This window comes from Bacillus sp. CGMCC 1.60114, assembly GCF_042676365.1.
GTDB classification, from domain to species: Bacteria; Bacillota; Bacilli; order Bacillales; family Bacillaceae_G; genus Bacillus_A; species Bacillus_A rhizoplanae_A.
The window spans coordinates 88548-107403 of the sequence record NZ_JBHTHG010000107.1 but is presented as its reverse complement, the minus strand read 5'-3'; the positions used below and the strand labels follow the sequence as shown (position 1 = coordinate 107403).

Genomic DNA, 18856 nt, shown 5'->3' with positions numbered 1-18856 from the left:
AAAAAACGCACTCATCCCTAAAACAGGGACGAGTGCGTTAATACCCGTGGTTCCACCCAGATTCCCATCGCGCTTTATAAAAAGCATCGATGGCTCCATGTGCTGTAACGTAGCGTCTACGGTATTGGATACTATAATTCCCCAATACAGCTCCAAGGTGGTAAGTTATTCTCCTGCGTTAGGAAGATCTCAGCAATTCTTCCTTCTCTGTAAAACCGTAAAGAATATCTCGTGTCCTTTTCGTAGCTTTTTTATAGCATTAGTATGTTGATTCATAATATACAATATTGAAATTATTTTTGCAAATATTTTTTTGAATGAATTGTATTTTTCATAAGTTATTATATGTAAAAAAAGAAACTTATTTTACAAAAAATCTCGAAAATAAACTGTAATTATATGGATTCTGGTATACTGCAAATAAATATCAGAAAAGGCAGAAAATAATAAACGAAGGGAAAGGATGAAGAGGGGATGTCAATTTTAGAAAGAATTCGAGAAAATGTCTCGCAGGTGATTGTAGGAAAAGAAGAGGTTATTGATTTAGCTATGATTGCATTGGTGGCAAATGGTCATGTTTTGCTAGAGGATGTTCCAGGAACAGGGAAGACGTCATTAGCGAAAAGTCTCGCCAAAAGTATAGATGGGAAGTTTCAACGTGTACAATTTACATCAGATACATTGCCAGGTGATGTAGTAGGCTAGAGTATTTTGATATGAAAGAATCAGATTTTAAAACGAGAATGGGGCCGATTTTCGCTAATATTGTGCTGGTCGATGAAATTAATCGTGCCGTTCCGCGTACACAGTCTGCTTTATTAGAAGTAATGGAGGAGCGTACAGTTACAATTGCTGGAGAAACGCATGTGCTGCCGCAGCCGTTTATTGTACTTGCTACGCAAAATCCACTAGAATCTGCGGGTACTTTTCCACTTCCAGATGCTCAGTTAGATCGCTTTTTATTAACGATTCGTCAAGGGTATCCAAATCGAATGCATGAAAAGGAAATGTTACGTCGTTTCCGCCAGCAAGATCCGCTGCGCAGCTTGCAAAGTGTTGTGTCTCTTGCAGACATTCTTTCTCTGCAAGAAAAAGCGAAGCAGGTTGAAATTCATGAAGAAGTAGAAGATTACTTACTTGATATTGTGGAAAAGACACGGCAACATGAACTCGTTGAAATTGGGGTGAGTCCGCGCGGCTCGTTAGCTTTCATGAGAGCTGCACAAGCCCGTGCGTTATTAAAAGGAAGAGAATTTTGCACACCTGATGATTTTTATACATTAGCGGAGCCTGTTTGTGCCCATCGCTTAACACTTAGCATCGAAGGAGATATGAAAACAACGAAAGCACGTGTAATGAAAGAAATTTTGGAACAAGTAGCTGTTCCAGTGGAGAATGTATGAAAGAGAAGTTGACGATTAAACATCCGCTTGTGGAAACGTATATTGCAGGGATAGTCACCTTTATTACAATACTAATGTGGCTATTTGTACAAAATTTCTTTCTGTTTGTACTTGCTTTTTTTTATTTGCTGATGGTTAGTTTTGCTCATTGGTATGTTCGCAAGGTTTCACAAATATATTGTGAAATAACACAACAGCATGAACGTCTCTTTATTGATGAGACTGGGCATTGCCGTGTACGTATTATAAATCCAACAAAACTACCCATTTTTGAAGTTGCCTTTCGCTTTCGTTCAGATGAACATATGAAATGGGTATTATCAGAAGGAGAATTAGAACAATCGGTCCATTCTTATCGCATTCCTTTGCAGCTGAAAAAGCAGGAAACATTAGAAATAGATCTACATGTATCAGCACAGCAAAGAGGATTACATAGCTGGCAAGAAGCAGAAATTATTTTGTCTGATCCATTTCGGCTTATTACAATTCACATCTCGATAAGTAAACAACATATTCCATGCTTTCGTATATATCCTCGCATCGCCAAAGTAAATATTCCGGAAACAAACAGTTGGAAACATGGATTTCGAACTGCAGCTGTGTCTCCTCTTTATGATGAAACAAAAATCATTGGAGTAAAGGCATATGAACAAGAGTCGTTTCGTTCTATACATTGGGGAGCAACTGCAAAAACAGGTGTATTAAGTACCAAAAAGTACGAATACACACAAGGGGATCGATACGCAGTGTATTTAAATGTATTAGGTTCGACAGGTTATACATTGCGTCCAGACATAGAACATTTAATTGAAGTAACAGCGGGGATTTGTCGTCAATTAATAGCACAAGATTGTTCATTTGAACTATGAGTGAACAGTATGTGTGAAAATGGGATTGTCCATATAACGGCTGGTAAATACCGAAAACAATTACACAAAACATTACAATTATTATCATCCTTAACAGATCGAGATGTTCCGCTATCCTCTTCTTATTTCTATCAGACAGGTTTCCGCCAGCAAGAAGCTGGAGCTACTCCGATTATTATTGGGAATCCACCTGAAAAACATGGAGGATGGCTGCAAGTGGTGAAATAAATTAAATAAATGTATTGAAAGCAGGGAGGTTACACGACGTTTGGGAAAGAACCGTATTTTTATTGTTCGTATTATGATTTGTCTTTGCTTACTAGTCATAGCAGTTGCTTTGTCGCAAGGAGCTGTGATTACGCAAGAAAAGTTTCAGCGGTTTATTCATCCGAATAAAGAGGAAGGTGTGGGTTCAATCTATTTTAGTGATGAACCAGAAAAAGAGATTGAAGATGACGGAACAGATGGGAAAAAGTAAAAGTAATAAAAAAGAATCCGTTATTAAAACAAAACAAGGGATTGAAAGGTTTATTTCAGAAAAGTACAGCTGTATATACTACAATCGGTGGACTTGTTCTAGGAAGTATTACTATTACCTATTTTGTACGTCGTAAAAAGGAAAAAATTGTAAACCCTTTGATGAAAAAGGATATAAAGGTTGTAGAAAGTGAAAGAGAAAATCATGAAAATGCGGGAGAGTTTACGTTTCTTCCAGAAGAGGAAATACGAGTGGCTCTAATTGAGTGGGAGAAGACGTTGCCGCAATATGAGAAGAGGCGTCCGTTTGAAACGATCCAGCGATGGTTATCTCGTATAAAGAGAAGCGATGAAATTATATCTATTTACGAGCAGGTACGTTATGGACGAAAAATAGGTTCTAGCGAAGAAATACACCGATTGAAAAAATGGACAGAAAAAAATTAAAAACAAAAAAACATCCTAAACTTAACAAGTTTAGGATGTTTTTTTACGCGCAAGATTATGAGAAGTATCCACATTAGGATTGTTCTTCACTCGTAATAAACTAATTCCATAGCCTAATAAAGCTCCGATGAGTGCTGGAACGATCCATCCTAATCCAGCATCATATAAAGGTAAGATGCGAGAGAATAAGGAATTTATTGCATCAACTTTCAAATTTGCCGCATTCAGTCCATCAAAGATACTCACAATAAAAGTGAATAGTAAACTTACTTGATATACTTCTGATCTTCCTTTAAACAATCGGTGTAAAAACGTTAATACAATTAGCATAATCGCTAAAGGATATATTGCTGTTAATACAGGTACAGATATGGTAATCAGTTCTGTTAAGCCAAGATTAGCAATAAGAGCACTGAAAGTAGCTAAAATAACAGCAAATGTTTTATATGATATTTGTGGAAATACTTTATGGAAGTAAGATGAACATGCTGTTGTAAGTCCAACACTCGTTGTTAAACAAGCTACAGAGATCATCAATCCTAATAATAAATTTCCTAAAGAACCGAAGTAGTAATTTGCTACTTTTGATAAAACCTCGCCGCCATTTTCTAAATGTCCCAATTTAGAAACACTGGAAGCACCCATGTATGAAAGTGAAGTGTAAACAGTAACTAATACGACAGCTGCAATAATCGCTGCTTTTATACAAACATTTATAATCTCTTTTTTGTCACTTACACCTTTCGATTTGATGGCATTAATAATGATAATACCAAATACGAAAGCAGCGAGAGTGTCCATTGTTAAATAGCCTTGATGAAAGCCTTTGAAGAAAGAATTTGTAACAAATTCTTGTGTTGGTGCTTGAAATTCACCAATTGGCTTTATTACTGCGGTAACAACTAAGATTCCAATAAATGTTAACTTGATTGGAGTTAAAAATTTCCCGACAACATCAACGATCTTTGTAGGGTTTAAAGAGAGTACACAAGTAATCCCGAAAAACAGAATAGTGAAAATAATTAAAGGTAAATGACCACTATTTTCTCCTACAAATGGTTTTACACCTATTTCAAAGGATACGCTTCCCGCTCTAGGTAAAGCGAAAAGAGGACCAATTGCTAAATAAAGAATAAAAGTGTATACACTCGCAAACAAAGGGTGTACACGACTTGCCATTGTTTGTAGGTCATCACTACCTGAAACACCAAACGCTAATACACCAAGTAGTGGCACGCCAACACCTGTAATTAAAAATCCTGCGGTTGCAACCCATACGTTACTTCCGGCTGTTTGTCCTAACATAGCAGGGAAAATTAAATTACCTGCTCCGAAGAAGAGAGCAAAAAGCATAAGCCCAATCACAAAAATATGTGAAGTTTGCACTTTTTTTGTCACGAAAAAACCTCCAAATTAAAATATTTTGAATTTTTACACAAAAGAATTCGATGTAAGGTCGCTATTTGTCGAACCATTAACGATAATAACAAAAATAAATTATTATGCAAGACAAAAATGAATTTTTCGTAAATTTATTTTGTCTATCATTTTAATTATATAGAAAATTTAATCAATCGCAATTGTAAAGCGCTTTCTTTTAGCGATATACCATATGATATTTTATGATAATTATTATTTTTATATAACAAATAAAATAATAAACTAAATATTCAATAAAATAAAGAGGTTATTTTCAGAAAAAATAGAATAAAAAGCAAAAATTGTGATATTATGGATAGGAATGAGAGTTTGGAAAGGGATTTTGTTACTCAAACGTTAAGTTATTGAACTGTGGAAGTTTAATTCCACGTATTGTTCATAATGTTTTGAATTAATCTGTATTCATTGTAATGAGAAAGGAAGAAATAGTATGCAGCACTATGTTTGTACAACGTGTGGTGTCCAGTATCCACTTTATAAAGAACCGCCTGTAAACTGTGTAATTTGTAATGAAGAACGCCAATATGTAAATCCAATGGGACAATCATGGACAACTTTAGAAAACTTACAGCAAAGTAAGACATATAACAATGAGATTTTAATGGAAGAAGAACATTTACATAGCATTACAACGAAACCAGAATTTGGAATTGGCCAAACTGCTTATTTAGTTCAAACAGATAAGTTTAATTTGTTATGGGATTGTATCGCTTATATTGATGAGGAGACAGTAGAAAAAATGAATGAGTTAGGAGGAATTCACGCGATTGCTTTATCGCATCCGCATTATTATTCTACACAGGTAGAATGGGCGGAACGATTTGATGTTCCTATATACATTCATGAAGATGATAAAGAATGGGTGATGCGCCCAAGTAATCGTATTATATTCTGGTCTGGAGAATCTTTAAAACTTTCCGAGGATATTACAGTGCATCGTTTAGGCGGACATTTTAGTGGTGGTTCGGTTTTACATTGGGGAACTGGAGATGAAGGGAAAGGAATATTATTAACTGGGGATATTATTCAAGTTGTTGCTGATCAAAGCTGGGTAAGCTTCATGTATAGTTATCCAAATCTAATTCCATTGCCAGCAAGTAAGGTGAAAGAGATGGCTGAAAGAGTAAAAAAATTAAAGTTTAATCGTTTGTATAATGCATTCCATCGAATTGTGAAGGAAAAAGCAAATGAAGCTGTTCAAAAATCAGCGAAAAGGTATATTGAGGCACTTGAAGGGAAATTAATACATAAATAAAAAGACTCTTTTTAGAGAGAGTGTGGATTTAAAAATTTAGCAGAAGTCATCATTAGAAAAAATAAAAGAAATCAAGTGTTGAAAAAACAAAAGTAAAAGCGCAAAGTCTTATAGATTTTGCGCTTTTACTTTGTGGAAGAGAAATCTTTATTTCTTTCTTTTTGGTCTCCTTACTAATTCGCCACCGCAATTTGGACAGACATGATGTGTGTTCTCTGTACAAGGTGGACAAAAGGTACATTCATACACACATATGTATGCTTCTGAATCTCCTTGCAGAGAAATACCACAAGTTTGACAGTTTGTTTTCATTTCTAGCGCCATGGGACGTCCCCCTTATATCGTAAAATAACTTTCATAATCATATCTCTAAATTAGAAGTTATTTTTCTTTTATCAATTGTAACGATAAGAACACTTAATACAATGAGTGCAGCTCCAATGAAGAATGTAGTTTTTAGTTTTTCCTGCAGTAGTAACCACCCGAGAAATGACCCGACAAGGGGTTGGAAAAAGAAAAAGAGTGAGCCAATTCCTGCATCCATTAATTCCATACCTTTGTTCCAAAGAAAAAACGCACCGGCAGTTGAAATAATGCCAAGGTATAAAATCCCTAAGATAATAAATGTGTTAAGACTTTTTATGCTGCTAGATTGTAATTCCCATATCATGCAAGGTGTAATAAACAAAATTGCAAAAAATATCGCATACGTTGTAATGATTAAGGATGAAAAACGTTGCGAGGCGATTTTGACGTAAATAGATAATAATGCCCACGTAACAGCAGCCCCGACTAAAATGATTGTTCCGGTGAAATACGTTCCAATTTCTATATCCCATCCGATGACAATGATAACACCTAAAGTTGCTAGGAGTACGGAAATGAACTTGCGAATGGTAATACGTTCTTTTACTATTATTCTTGCAAAAATGATCATAAAGGCTGGTGTTGCTGACGTCACTAAAGAACCTGTATGTGCATCGGACAATTTTGTCCCAATGAACTGAAATGTAATGGAGACAAAATAACCGATAAAACCGATCCAAGCAAATAATAACCAATCTTTTTTTTCGATTGGAATCTTTGTTTTCTGTTTTCGCTGTGCTATTTGTAAAATCATAAATAAAATCGCAAAAGCAATAACGAAACGTAACCAAACAAGCGTGAGCGGGGGAACAAAATCTAATACATACTTACTAACAACGTACATGCCGCCCCAAATGCTTGCAGCAAGCGATAAACAAAATGCACCAAGTAATGAATGTTTCATATCATATGACCTCCGTCTATTTTTAGGATTAGGGATAGATATCCTTAAGACGAAGCATTTTATGCTCGTCTTAGAGACGGATTACTGGCTGATCATTTTCGAATAAGTTGTTGTAGTACATCGCTATTCTCCTTTCTATCCTTAGTAAGTTTCTTTTACTTGATGAATTGACAAATTTAAACGATAGTTGCCAAAGATTAAAATTTCATTTAATAAATTATGTAAATTTTCTTGGGAGTCTATTTGAACTTTAAGTAAATAACATCCTTCACCACTTATTTTATGGGCTTCTACAATGGAATCTTTGTTTGTGATGAAGGAAGTGAATTTGGCGTGTTCATTTGTCTTCATGAAAACAGTAATAAAAGCTGTATACTGCACACCTAATTTTAGATGATCTACTAAAATAGTATATGCTTTTATTAATCCCTCATCTTCCATTTTTCTAATACGGTTTCCAACGGCTTGACCTGTCATATGAATGCTTTTTCCAATATCCTTCCACTGCATTCGTGAATTTTTCTTTAGTAAATCAAGTATTTGTAAGTCTGTTGAATCAATCATGGTTCCAAACCCTTTCATGGTGAAATCATATGACTTTAAAGTCTTTCATGAGAATGTTATCGCGAATTCAATAAAGATTTATAATAAGATTATAACTTAATTTTCAAAATATTGGAGGACTAATAATGACGACAGGTCTTGTATTAATTGATATTCAGAATGATTATTTTCCAGGTGGAAGATTTGAATTACATGAACCATTAAGGGCAGCAGGAAATGCAAAGAAAGTGTTAGATTTCTTTAGAAAAATGAATTTACCTGTATTTCATGTGCAACATATTTCAGTAAAAGAAGGGGCTACTTTTTTTCTTCCGAATACAGAAGGTGTAAAAATTCATCCTTATGTAGCGCCTCTTGACAATGAATATGTCGTGCAAAAAAATTATCCAAACAGTTTTCGGAGAACAAATTTACTAGAGTTACTTCAGCGGGAGGGCATTGAACATTTGGTGATATGCGGAATGATGACGCATATGTGTATTGATACAACGGTTAGAGCTGCTAGTGATTTAGAGTTTGGATGCACAGTAATTGAAGATGCTTGTACGACAAAGGATCTCATATTTCACAATGAAACGATTCAAGCCAAACATGTGCATGCGGCATTTATGGGTGCTTTAGATAATATGTTTGCGAAAGTAATAGAAACAGAAGAGTTTTTATTAAGTAGAATGTAATTGGAAAAAGAGGTTACTATACGGTATGTATAGTAGCTTCTTTTTTTATTTTTGTTTGAGTGAAGGTAAATCTTAATATTTTTATAAACCATTCTTTTTAACCATAACGTTTGACTGTACAGTTTATGTATTGTATGATGTTTTTAACATATATGGGGAGGGAAGGTCGTTGGGAAGGTGTACCGAATCGGACAGTTGGCTCACATGGCTCATGTTTCGAAACGAACGATTGATTATTATACGAATCTAGGTATTTTGAAAGCGGAGCGATCTCAATCTAATTATCGCTACTACGACGAAACAGCAATTGAAACATTACGTTTTATTGAGAGATGTAAAGAAATGCATATACCGCTTTCTGAAATTAAGGATAGGATCGAGGAGAAAAAGAAGCTGCTCGGTGTTAATGAAAACGTTTCGGAACAAGTAAATGACGTAACAGAGCGTATCCACCGTTTGGAGACGGAATTAGTAGAATTAAAACCGTTATTAGATGGGTTAACAGATTCACAGCGCGAAAAACTAACGAAACATTTATCAACTCAAACGACAGCTTTAATACAATCTCTTATCTTACTTTTATAGTAGGTAGAGCTATCCACCCTTTTAATTTCTGTATAGCGCTTTATTTTCTAAATTTAGAGAGTAAAAAAAGCAATTATTCATACAGGAGGTGGACACCTTAGTTTTCGAACTAAGGGGGATTCTTTGGAAATATTTAATTTAGTTATGATTGCGATTTTAATCGCGTTTACTGGTTTTTTCGTGGCAGCAGAGTTTGCTATGGTTAAGGTGCGTTCAAGCCGTATTGACCAACTTGTTGCGGAAGGAAAACGAGGCGCATTAGCAGCCAAAAAGGTAACAACAAATTTAGATGAGTATTTATCGGCGTGTCAGTTAGGAATTACCATTACAGCTCTTGCGCTCGGATCGCTTGGAGAGCCTACGGTTCATCGTTTATTACAGCCGTTATTTCAAGATCTACATTTCTCAGAAACGGTTGCGAATTCAGTATCATACATTCTTGCATTTGCAACAGTTACCTTTTTACATGTTGTTGTTGGTGAGCTAGCACCTAAAACAGTAGCAATTCAAAAAGCAGAGACAATTACAATGTTGTTTGCAGCACCGCTTATTATATTTTATAAAATCATGTTCCCGTTTATCTGGATGTTAAATAAATCAGCGCGTCTTGTAACAGGTTTATTCGGATTAAAACCAGCTTCTGAGCATGAAGTAGCGCACTCGGAAGAAGAATTACGTTTAATTCTTTCAGAGAGCTATGAAAATGGTGAAATTAACCAAGCGGAGTATAAGTATGTAAACAATATTTTTGAATTTGATAATCGTCTTGCGAAAGAGATTATGGTGCCACGTACAGAAATCGTTGGTTTCTATCTTGAAGATTCAGTAGAAGATCATATGAAAATTATCCGAAGTGAAAAGTATACACGTTACCCAATCTTTGGAGAAGATAAAGATGATATTATCGGTATGGTGAATGTAAAAGATTTCTTTATTCGTTATATGAAAAATGATAAAGAAGATCTATCATCTATCCGAACGTTTATGCGTCCTATCATTGAAGTAATGGAAACTATCCCAATTCATGATTTACTTCTGCAAATGCAGAAAAAGCGAATTCCAATGGCTGTTTTGTATGATGAATACGGCGGGACAGCGGGGATTGTAACGCTTGAAGATATATTAGAAGAAATTGTTGGAGAAATTCGTGATGAATATGATGAAGATGAGCATCCTCCGATTCATCATGTTGATGAGCACCATAAAATTGTCGACGGAAAAGTGTTAATTAGTGAGATTCAAGATTTATTTGGATTACACATTGATGAGGTAGAAGTTGATACAATTGGCGGCTGGGTGATGACGCAAAATCATGAAATTCAAGAAGGACAATTTGTTAAAGCAGAAGGATATGAATTTAAAGTTCTAGAAAAAGACGCACATCAAATTAAGCGTATTGAAATTCGTAAAATTGATTTACAACAAGAAGAAGCAGCAACTGTATAGTTGTTGCTTTTTTATGTGTTTCAAAGTGTTAGAGATCAATTGATTTTCGCTTAAATAATTTAATATTCTTAATTATTTGGATATGTGATAGAATGAAAGTTACGTCTTTTGAAGTTAGAGGAGGGTGGATATGAATAAACAACAAATTATTGATGCGTACGACATACTTGCCGGGCATTATGAACATAGCGTCGATTATGACAGTCCGTATAATACGGATTACGAACGTCCAGCTATGATGAGTCAGTTGCCTGATTGTATGAGAGGAATAAAGGTACTTGACGCTGGCTGTGCAGCAGGGTGGTATACAAAACAGTTTCTTAATCGGGGGGCAGATGTGACCGCGATTGATGTAAGTTCGGAGATGGTTGCTGCTACGAAGCGAAGAGTAGGAGAAAAAGCTGAGGTTTATCAATTAGACTTTGAAAATACGTTACCTTTTGCAGATTGTACATATGATAGCGTTGTTAGTTCTTTAGCTCTTCACTATATTGAAGATTGGGAACGAGCATTCGCTGAGTTTGTAAGAATTTTAAAGCCAAATGGAACATTTTTATTTTCCGTTCATCATCCAGCGATGGATATTCATTTATCAGCGAAAAAAGAATATTTTAAGCGCGAATTGATTCATGATAGGTGGAAGAAAAGCGGTAAATATGTTGATATGTATTTTTATCGTCGGCCACTACAAGACATTATAAATGAAACGCTTCGTCATTTTGAAATTGAAAAAATTATAGAGCCTATTCCGACGGAAGAATTGAAAAGAAATTACCCATCATCTTATGAGAAGTTAATGAAACAGCCAAGTTTTTTAATTATAAAAGCGAAGAAAAAGGAATTCTAATAATGTAAGAATCTGAAAAAACTATTGTCTTGTAAGCTTTCTTTAAGTTAAATCTTAGGTCATATAGTCATAGAATAATAGTCTTACAACAAAGCAGGGTATAGCGGATGTTAATTGTTATATAAAGTCATAGTAATCTATTATTTGAATGTATTTTCAGGGGGGAATTATGTATACATATATTTACATGGTTAGACATGGTGAATCACCTAAAATAGAAGGGGACGAAAGAACGCGTGGATTAACTGAGAAGGGGAGGCTTGATACGTATAGAGTAACTGAATTATTGAAAGATGAAGGAGTAGACACGTTTATTTCAAGTCCATATAGCCGGGCAGTGTTGACGATAGAGAATTTAGCTCATTTTTATGGTAAAGATATATTAATATACGAAAACCTTAGAGAATGTATGTTTTCAAGTGAAGATAAGATAATATCAGATAAGGAATTGTATCCACTCGTAAAGAAGATGTTTTCCAATCCAGATTTTTCATTACTCGGAGGAGAATCAAATACAGATTGTCAGAGCCGATCTGTGGCAGTATTGAAAGATATATTAAAGAATTTTAAAGGTCATAAAATTGTAATTGGTACTCATGGACTTGTCATGACTTTAATGATGGGATATTTTGATAGTCAATATGGATTTGAATTTTTAATGCAGACATCAAAACCGGATGTATACAAGATGGAATTTAATGACGAACAATTAATTGATATAAAGAGACTGTGGATAGAATGATTTCGAATATTATTTGAGGAAGGCTGAAACTTTATATAACAGCAATATCATGTTGCCGGTCATTGTCAGGTGTGTTAGTTCAACACCCCAACACAATGTTTTTATGGTGAATGTCAGTGAGGTATGTCTTGTATCCATGCGATTTGACAGCACATCGAGTTGAGTACCAGTTTACGTACATACGCTCTCAACGCGGTGCTGCAGATTTGTTTGGTTCTACAAACTATAGATCCAAACAAATCTGCAGCAATCCTTGCAATACATGTGAATGGCAGGTGCACGCAAATACACCTGTACCAGGGAGGATGCGTGTTTTTTATGCATTTTGGGGTACTGACACATAGCCATCAAGCTAAAATTTTATAGTACCCCCAGAACGAAATTTTGTGCTAACTTGTAACCCAAAAGCTCATTTTATCGTATGGGGGTAGATTTGTTTACTTAAGTTGATGGATGTGGGGTGCGACTCCATGTAGTTCTACACCTGGTTGTTAGTTTTTGACGCTAACATTATGACCAAGTGTAACCTACGTTTAGCAAACTGGGGTCGTTTCGTTCATTATGACTAATGGGCGGGAAGAAAGTGATTCTTTTTAATCTGAGTAGAAATGATAATTACATGAGTAATATGTCCCCCGCTATTTCGATTTCGACTGAAAAAAGCGATTTGAAAAAATTCCAAATCGCCTTTTTTAATATTATTGCTTTTTAGGTTTCTTATCTAAAATAAAGCGTAGTTCATTGATTTCATCATCAGATAGGGTATCTTCCTGAATGAATTGGGCAAGCATGGATTTCAGGGTACCTCCATAGATACGCTTGATAAATGATTTGGTCTCGGCACGCTGGCACTCTTCCTGTGTATAGAGCGGGTAAAAGGTGTAAACTCTTAGATTTTTATTGACACCTACTACATCTTTTTGAACCAATCGATCGAGAAGAGTGCGTATGGTTTTCGGCTTCCAATCAGTACTCTCCTGTAAGGAAAGTGTGATGTCATTCGCTGTTTGAGGAGCTTTATCCCAAAGCACGTTCATGATTTCCCATTCTGATTCTGATATACTAGGAATGTTTTTCTCCATATTTATCCCCCTCCATTTTCTTTAATAGATTCCTAAATCTTTTAAAATTGATAAAGTAATTTCTATAGCCTTGCTTCCAGATGCATCATCTTCATTTTGTATATTGGTAGCAAAGAAATAAGTATTGTTCTTCGTCTCTACATACCCGATAAACCAACCATTGATGTTTTTTCCATTCACTGTTCCTGTACCCGTTTTTCCTGATAGGCGAGCTTCTTCATTCTTTTCTAAGAATAGTGCTTCTTTCACAGCTTGGATATTCATTTCCTTATATCCCAATTGATTATAATAAAAGGCTTGCAGCAGTTGCACTTGCTCGACTGGAGAAATTTTTAATGAGGATTCTTGCCAGAATTCACCTAATCCCCCAGATACATTGGAGTTTCCATAGTTTATATCTTGTAGATTAGAGTGTATTGTTTCAAATCCTGTTCTACGATCTAGTTCTTGGAAATACCAGTTTACAGATTTGTGTAAAGCAGATGAGAGATCCTGATCCATATTCCAAGCGTTATAGGGTTGCTTCGTCCCGTCCCATGAAAGGGTGGATTCTTCGGGTGATATCACATTTGATTCTAGTGCAAATAAGGCACTATAGATTTTGTATGTGGAATCAGGTGATACCCGCAACGTACTTTTCTCTTCATTATAAATGCGATATTGTTTTGCACTCTGATCATATAAAACAAAGCTTCCTTTATACCCTTTAAAGAATTGATGTAAATCCTCATAAACTGTTCTGTCATTATTAAAATAGTATCGGTTGTTCTCCGTAGCAAATGCGGAAATGACAGGTAATTGGACTGTCAAAATTATACTGACCAACACATAAATAAAGACGCTTTTTCTTATTGACTTCTTTGCGCCAGGCTTATAGGCAGCAATTTGTTCAATTCGTTTTTTGATTTGACTTTTTGAACCGTTTATTTTTGTTACTAACTGTAGCTTACTTGACCGTTTAGAAAGATCCAAAAAATTAATGATTGTATTTCCATATTCACTAAATGAATTATCATCTAGTAAATGTAAAACAGATGTATCACATGCGATTTCCCGATCTAATCTCATTTCTCTAAAAGCAAGCCAGATAAGGGGATTAAACCAATAAATGATTTGATAGAACAATATCACGTAATTTGTTAGCAAATCCTTATTTTTATAGTGATTCAGTTCATGAAGAAAGATATACTCGTAATGTTTCAAGCTGAGCCAGTTTTCATGTTGAGAAGGTAAGACGATATATGTTTGAAAAAGTCCGAATATCATTGGAGATTGGACTCTTTTCGAAATAACAATCTTTATTGATTTTTTAATCTGTAGTCTTTTCTTGCATTCTTCGAAAAGTACGAGAACTTCTTGATTGGAAAACGTAGAAGAATAATTCTTTATCCTTCTAAGTGTAATCCATCCACGAACCATAGTAAAAGTATATAATAACACCCCTGACACCCATAATCCCATCACTCCCATATTAAGTAAGGACAGATCCGGCCGATTGACAGATACAGAAAAGTCTTTTATCAGGTGTAGGCCCTGCATCATATTAGTTCCAGTTATTTCTGTATTAGGGCTGAGCGCATTAGTCTGATATGTATCCCCACCGCTAAAGAGAGAACTAAAATTATATAAATGAGTAGGTATGAATGGAAGTGCTAAAGCGATAAAAAGAAACATCCACAAATGATAGTGCCATTTTGCTGTTAGTTGTCTTCCAAACCATTTTCGTATAAGTAGAATAACAGTAACGGAAAATGAAGACACCAATAGGCCAATTATAAAATGAGTTAAAAACATGTCCTTCAACACCAACTCTCTTGGATTTTTAAATTTTTAAAAACAAGTATATAGCATATTTATAGTAGCTTGATGGTGAAAAATAAAAAGTTGACTTCATTTGATTACATATGTAATACTATACTACAGATGTAATCAGACTACAAATGTAGTCTTATAAAGCTCCTTGAATAAGGTTGTTTTTCAATTCGTACATAAGAGTCTAATTAAATAATTAGGAGGTTTTACATGTAATAGTAAAAACTGGTTTTCAAATTGTATACATTGTATCTAATTTAACATTTGTTTTAAGTATTAAAAATCTGAAAGGAATGATTATTTTGAAAAGTGTAAGGATGCTAAAAATAGGGATGTGTGTTGGCATACTAAGTTTAAGTCTTGCAAGTGTAAGACTCTTTACAGGTGAACCATTGCAAGTGGAAGCAAAAGAAAAAACAAAGCAAACCAAGCATACAAATCATGCGACTCATCAAGAGTTCGCTCAACTTGAGAAAAAGTTCGACGCTCGACTAGGTGTCTATGCTATTGATACTGGTACAAATCAAACAGTTTCTTATAAACAAAATGAACGGTTTGCTTTCGCATCAACATTTAAGGCTTTAGCTGCAGGAGCAGTGCTAATGCAAAATCCAATTGACAAGTTAAACGAAGTTATCACTTATACAAAAGATGATCTAGTTGAATATTCACCTATTACAGAGAAATATGTAGATACCGGTATGACATTTGGAGAGATTGTAGAAGCTGCCGTTCGTTACAGTGATAATACCGCAGGGAACCTTTTATTTAAGGAACTAGGCGGGCCTGAAGGATTTGAAAAAGCGCTCAAACAGATTGGTGATGGAGTTACCCAGGCAGATCGCTTTGAGACAGATTTAAACGAAGCTATTCCTGGTGACATCCGTGATACAAGTACAGCTAAAGCACTTGCTACCGATCTTAAGGCTTTCACAGTTGGAAATGCACTCCCAGCTGACAAACGTAAAATTCTTACGGATTGGATGCGCGGAAACGCTACAGGAGACAAACTCATCCGCGCTGGCGTACCAAAAGACTGGGAAGTCGCTGATAAATCAGGAGCCGGAAGCTACGGAACACGAAATGATATTGCAATCGTTTGGCCACCGAATAGAGAACCCATTATCATTGCAATTCTGTCCAGTCGTGATACAAAGGATGCTACCTATGATAATGAACTCATTGCGCAGGCTGCCACGATTACAATTAATGCTCTCAAGTAATAATAATATCCCAGTTTCCTCATTCATTAACCCAATGTTATCTAGAGGATAAAACTAAAAACCGATTCTTTTTATTGTGAAGAGAATCGGTTTTTTTCATGATTATCATTTCCATTATAAGGGTACCATCACATCACCATCGAGCTAACAAAACAAAAAGCATCAAATCGCCATCAAGCTAAAATTTTATAGTACCCCCAAAACGAAATTTTGTGCTAACTAGTAACAAAAAAGCTCATTTTTTCGTTTTTGGGAATAGTTAATTTCTTAAGTTGATGGGTAAGTATGATTCCCCTATATAGCAAAATAGGAACCTATCATACTTCATAATAGGTTCCTTCTTGAAATGTATAAACTAAAGATGTATCTTATTATCTTTAGAATCGTTACCGTTTCCATAAAGCTCTTATAAAATTGAATTTCTTGTTATTTTTACCTGATGCTGATGAGATACCATCATCCAATTTTTTTATGATTCAATTTAGGATGAATATCTACTGTCGTTTGATAGGCAGTGCATAATAGTTAAAAGCTAAATCCAGCAAGGCACTTGCTTCTTGACGCAGTAACAAATCTTTCGGACGGAAGGTAAAGGATCCGTCAGCATTGATGGAAGTATCAGGGTCTAGAATTCCTTGGGAGGCAAGTACCTGAATCGATTGGACTGCCCAGTCATCTGCGGCATCAAGTAATTTAACTTTAATAGCTTTATCAGGTTGAATCGTTTTCCAGTCTTGAATTTGCTTTACGTTTTGAATCATGGTTGCTGCGACCTGTCTGGTAATCGGAGTTGCACGGTTATACTCTGGAATTCCATTCATAATTTTTTCCCTGGCCTCCTTGGAGTCGTCTGGAAAACCGTTCCATCCATGAGCAAGTAACAACGTATCTGCAAACTCTCCTTGTGTCATGATGTCCATCGGATTGAATAGATTACCTGTTTTAGCACCCATAATATTTAGGGCATGAAGATTATCAATGTGACTTCTATAGTTACTCTTTTGTGGAACGTCATCAAAAGGTGGTTTGTTGTTAATTCTCTGGGCATCTGCTACAAAATCTAGGGTTTTAGGAGAGTTGTAGTGAAAATAAGCGATTTCTCCAACTGAATTCTTTTTGAAAGCAACTTTGTTGCCTTCCGAATCTTCAAATAACAACGGATGAATCATTTTGAGAACTTGTTTTCCAGTTGTTCCACCCTCCATGACCAAATTCCCATTTTCATAAGTAAAATGAGTGCGAAGTGCAGCAAAACGCGTATTTTGGAATAAGCCCAAGTATTTATGAGCTTCTTTTTCCTCTAACGGGAGATAACTTGTTTTTACTTCATTCTTCTTAGCAGGGAAATAGTGATCCATAAGAGCTTCATACAAGTCTATACTCATCATTGAATCATTATTGTAAGACATGAAGAATGCTGTTTTTTGTTCAGGCACTAAAATCATCAGTGATTGATGTCCAGGCATACTTCCCCCTTTCATTACAACGTGTTGACCGTTAGCAAATTCATTAAAAGGTGTTTCAAATCCAATTGTCGCAATAGGAATCGTCTTATCATCAAAAACTTGATAGGCATGCATCATATCTATGCTTTTTTTACTTACAATTTCTTTGTCTTTAAACTTTCCTTTCTGTAGTTGCATAATCATGTATTTTGACATGTCTTCCGCAGTAGATAAAATGCCTCCTTGTGGTGTATCCCTTAAACCGCTCCCACTTGTTGGAATCGGATCGCCAGTGGGGCCATAATGTGTAGCCATTCTTTCGAGAAGATCAGGCGTAAAGCTCATACTTGTAGATTTCATATCTAATGGTTTGAAAATATTCTTTTCCATATATTTCGAGAAAGGGGTGTTAGTAACATTCTCTACTGCAAACCCTGCGAGCGCATATGAGACGTTGTCATACGTATAAACTTCACCCGGTGGCCGTACCACCGTTGGCATATGTTTAGAGAAAAATTCTTTCATCGATATACTATCATTAATATATTCAGGTCCGGTTATATTTGTGAGATCGGGAAAATCTACCCCGCTGGTATAAGTGAGCATATCAAACAAGGTAAGAGGTTTCTCTGTTTGATTAGGTATTTGTAATCCACCAAGATATTTTTGTACGTCTTGATCCAGTTTAAGCTTTCCTTTATCGACTTGCTGCATCACAGCCAAAGCAGTAAAAGTTTTCGAGACTGAAGCGATTTGAAAGACCGTGTCCTTAGTGACGGGGATTTTCTTTTCTTTATCGGCATATCCATACCCTTTATTGACAACGACCTTTCCATCATGAACGACGACAAAACTAGAACCATTCACATTGTACTTCTTCATTTTTTCTTCAAATAACGGATCAGCAAAAGATTCTATTTCTTTTTTATTATTAGGTCCTTTCGTCATTTGGATATTAGTCGTGGATGCCAATGGTTTTGATTTTCCTGCTTCTAACGATTGTTGGGAACACGCAGAAATCATGGTTGAAGAAGAAAGAAGAATTGCAACGATCCCCAATTTGTTAATTGCTTGTTTCATTTTTGTACGCTCCTTTATTTGATTGAAATTTTTTGTTAGCACAACGAGTTAGCGGCTCGTTAGCGTATGAACAGAGTGTAGCAAGCGGCGAGTCATAGTCGATAGTGAACTTTTGTCATATTTATAAAGAACAGCAAAAATTGAGTGGGATCCGGCTGTATTAATAGCTATGTCATAGAAACCATGACATTT

The 18856-nt window shown here is 35.5% G+C and carries 16 protein-coding genes, 2 pseudogenes and 1 other annotated feature; of the genes and pseudogenes, 11 read left to right on the top strand and 7 right to left on the bottom strand.

What is annotated here, in order from left to right; all coding sequences use genetic code 11:
* Positions 1–21: 21 nt before the first annotated feature.
* Positions 22–253: a binding site (T-box leader), on the bottom strand.
* A 221-nt stretch (positions 254–474) separates the two neighbouring features.
* From ACFQZ1_RS15600 to ACFQZ1_RS15585, 4 genes and pseudogenes are all read left to right on the top strand, one after another.
* Positions 475–1403 (top strand): annotated as a pseudogene (locus ACFQZ1_RS15600) (AAA family ATPase).
* A pseudogene (locus tag ACFQZ1_RS15595) lies at positions 1400–2500 on the top strand (DUF58 domain-containing protein). Before ACFQZ1_RS15600 ends, ACFQZ1_RS15595 begins: the two co-directional pseudogenes overlap by 4 nt.
* Before the next feature lie 40 nt (positions 2501–2540).
* Positions 2541–2750 (top strand): hypothetical protein, encoded by a 210-nt coding sequence (locus ACFQZ1_RS15590; RefSeq protein ID WP_377883104.1) that lies wholly within the window; start codon positions 2541–2543, stop codon positions 2748–2750.
* 41 nt (positions 2751–2791) lie between these two features.
* Positions 2792–3196: a hypothetical protein gene (locus ACFQZ1_RS15585; protein ID WP_377883103.1), complete on the top strand. Its 405-nt coding sequence runs from the start codon at positions 2792–2794 to the stop codon at positions 3194–3196.
* Positions 3197–3226: 30 nt separating this feature from the next.
* On the opposite strand, the gene brnQ is transcribed toward ACFQZ1_RS15585, so the two are convergent.
* Positions 3227–4594 (bottom strand): branched-chain amino acid transport system II carrier protein, encoded by a 1368-nt coding sequence (gene brnQ / locus ACFQZ1_RS15580; RefSeq protein ID WP_377883102.1) that lies wholly within the window; start codon positions 4592–4594, stop codon positions 3227–3229.
* Positions 4595–5066: 472 nt separating this feature from the next.
* On the opposite strand from brnQ, the gene ACFQZ1_RS15575 reads away from it, so the two are divergent.
* A complete protein-coding gene (locus tag ACFQZ1_RS15575) occupies positions 5067–5891 on the top strand; it encodes an MBL fold metallo-hydrolase (RefSeq protein WP_377883101.1) in 825 nt (274 codons plus the stop codon).
* A 147-nt stretch (positions 5892–6038) separates the two neighbouring features.
* Here ACFQZ1_RS15575 and ACFQZ1_RS15570 read toward each other — a convergent pair whose 3' ends face one another.
* The 3 genes from ACFQZ1_RS15570 to ACFQZ1_RS15560 form a co-directional block, all read right to left on the bottom strand.
* On the bottom strand, positions 6039–6215 hold the full coding sequence (locus ACFQZ1_RS15570) for a DUF1272 domain-containing protein (RefSeq protein ID WP_377883100.1): 177 nt from the start codon (positions 6213–6215) through the stop codon (positions 6039–6041).
* Positions 6216–6252: 37 nt separating this feature from the next.
* On the bottom strand, positions 6253–7161 hold the full coding sequence (locus tag ACFQZ1_RS15565; protein WP_377883099.1) for a DMT family transporter: 909 nt from the start codon (positions 7159–7161) through the stop codon (positions 6253–6255).
* A 141-nt stretch (positions 7162–7302) separates the two neighbouring features.
* Positions 7303–7725, bottom strand: coding sequence for an Lrp/AsnC family transcriptional regulator (locus ACFQZ1_RS15560; RefSeq protein ID WP_377883098.1), 423 nt, complete (start codon positions 7723–7725; stop codon positions 7303–7305).
* Between the two features lie 125 nt (positions 7726–7850).
* Here ACFQZ1_RS15560 and ACFQZ1_RS15555 point away from each other — a divergent pair, with 125 nt between their 5' ends.
* The 5 genes from ACFQZ1_RS15555 to ACFQZ1_RS15535 all read left to right on the top strand — a co-directional run bounded on the left by ACFQZ1_RS15555 (position 7851) and on the right by ACFQZ1_RS15535 (position 12022).
* Positions 7851–8402 (top strand): cysteine hydrolase family protein, encoded by a 552-nt coding sequence (locus tag ACFQZ1_RS15555; protein ID WP_377883097.1) that lies wholly within the window; start codon positions 7851–7853, stop codon positions 8400–8402.
* A 177-nt stretch (positions 8403–8579) separates the two neighbouring features.
* The gene (locus ACFQZ1_RS15550; protein ID WP_242222425.1) at positions 8580–8987 is read left to right on the top strand and encodes a MerR family transcriptional regulator; all 408 of its coding nucleotides are present in this window, start codon (positions 8580–8582) and stop codon (positions 8985–8987) included.
* Between the two features lie 123 nt (positions 8988–9110).
* On the top strand, positions 9111–10433 hold the full coding sequence (locus ACFQZ1_RS15545) for a hemolysin family protein (RefSeq protein ID WP_377883096.1): 1323 nt from the start codon (positions 9111–9113) through the stop codon (positions 10431–10433).
* A gap of 130 nt (positions 10434–10563) precedes the next feature.
* Positions 10564–11280, top strand: coding sequence for a class I SAM-dependent methyltransferase (locus ACFQZ1_RS15540; RefSeq protein WP_377883095.1), 717 nt, complete (start codon positions 10564–10566; stop codon positions 11278–11280).
* Between the two features lie 169 nt (positions 11281–11449).
* The gene (locus ACFQZ1_RS15535) at positions 11450–12022 is read left to right on the top strand and encodes a histidine phosphatase family protein (RefSeq protein WP_377883094.1); all 573 of its coding nucleotides are present in this window, start codon (positions 11450–11452) and stop codon (positions 12020–12022) included.
* A 698-nt stretch (positions 12023–12720) separates the two neighbouring features.
* Here ACFQZ1_RS15535 and blaI read toward each other — a convergent pair.
* Together blaI and ACFQZ1_RS15525 are read right to left on the bottom strand one after the other, a co-directional pair.
* Complete coding sequence (gene blaI / locus ACFQZ1_RS15530) at positions 12721–13104, bottom strand: penicillinase repressor BlaI (RefSeq protein WP_377883093.1); 384 nt, start codon at positions 13102–13104, stop codon at positions 12721–12723.
* A 21-nt stretch (positions 13105–13125) separates the two neighbouring features.
* A complete protein-coding gene (locus tag ACFQZ1_RS15525) occupies positions 13126–14898 on the bottom strand; it encodes a BlaR1 family beta-lactam sensor/signal transducer (protein WP_377883271.1) in 1773 nt (590 codons plus the stop codon).
* 311 nt (positions 14899–15209) lie between these two features.
* Here ACFQZ1_RS15525 and bla point away from each other — a divergent pair, with 311 nt between their 5' ends.
* The gene (gene bla / locus ACFQZ1_RS15520) at positions 15210–16139 is read left to right on the top strand and encodes a class A beta-lactamase (protein WP_377883092.1); all 930 of its coding nucleotides are present in this window, start codon (positions 15210–15212) and stop codon (positions 16137–16139) included.
* 494 nt (positions 16140–16633) lie between these two features.
* On the opposite strand, the gene ACFQZ1_RS15515 is transcribed toward bla, so the two are convergent.
* Entirely contained in the window at positions 16634–18664 is a 2031-nt protein-coding gene (locus ACFQZ1_RS15515) for a serine hydrolase domain-containing protein (RefSeq protein WP_377883091.1), read from the bottom strand.
* Positions 18665–18856 lie beyond the last annotated feature (192 nt).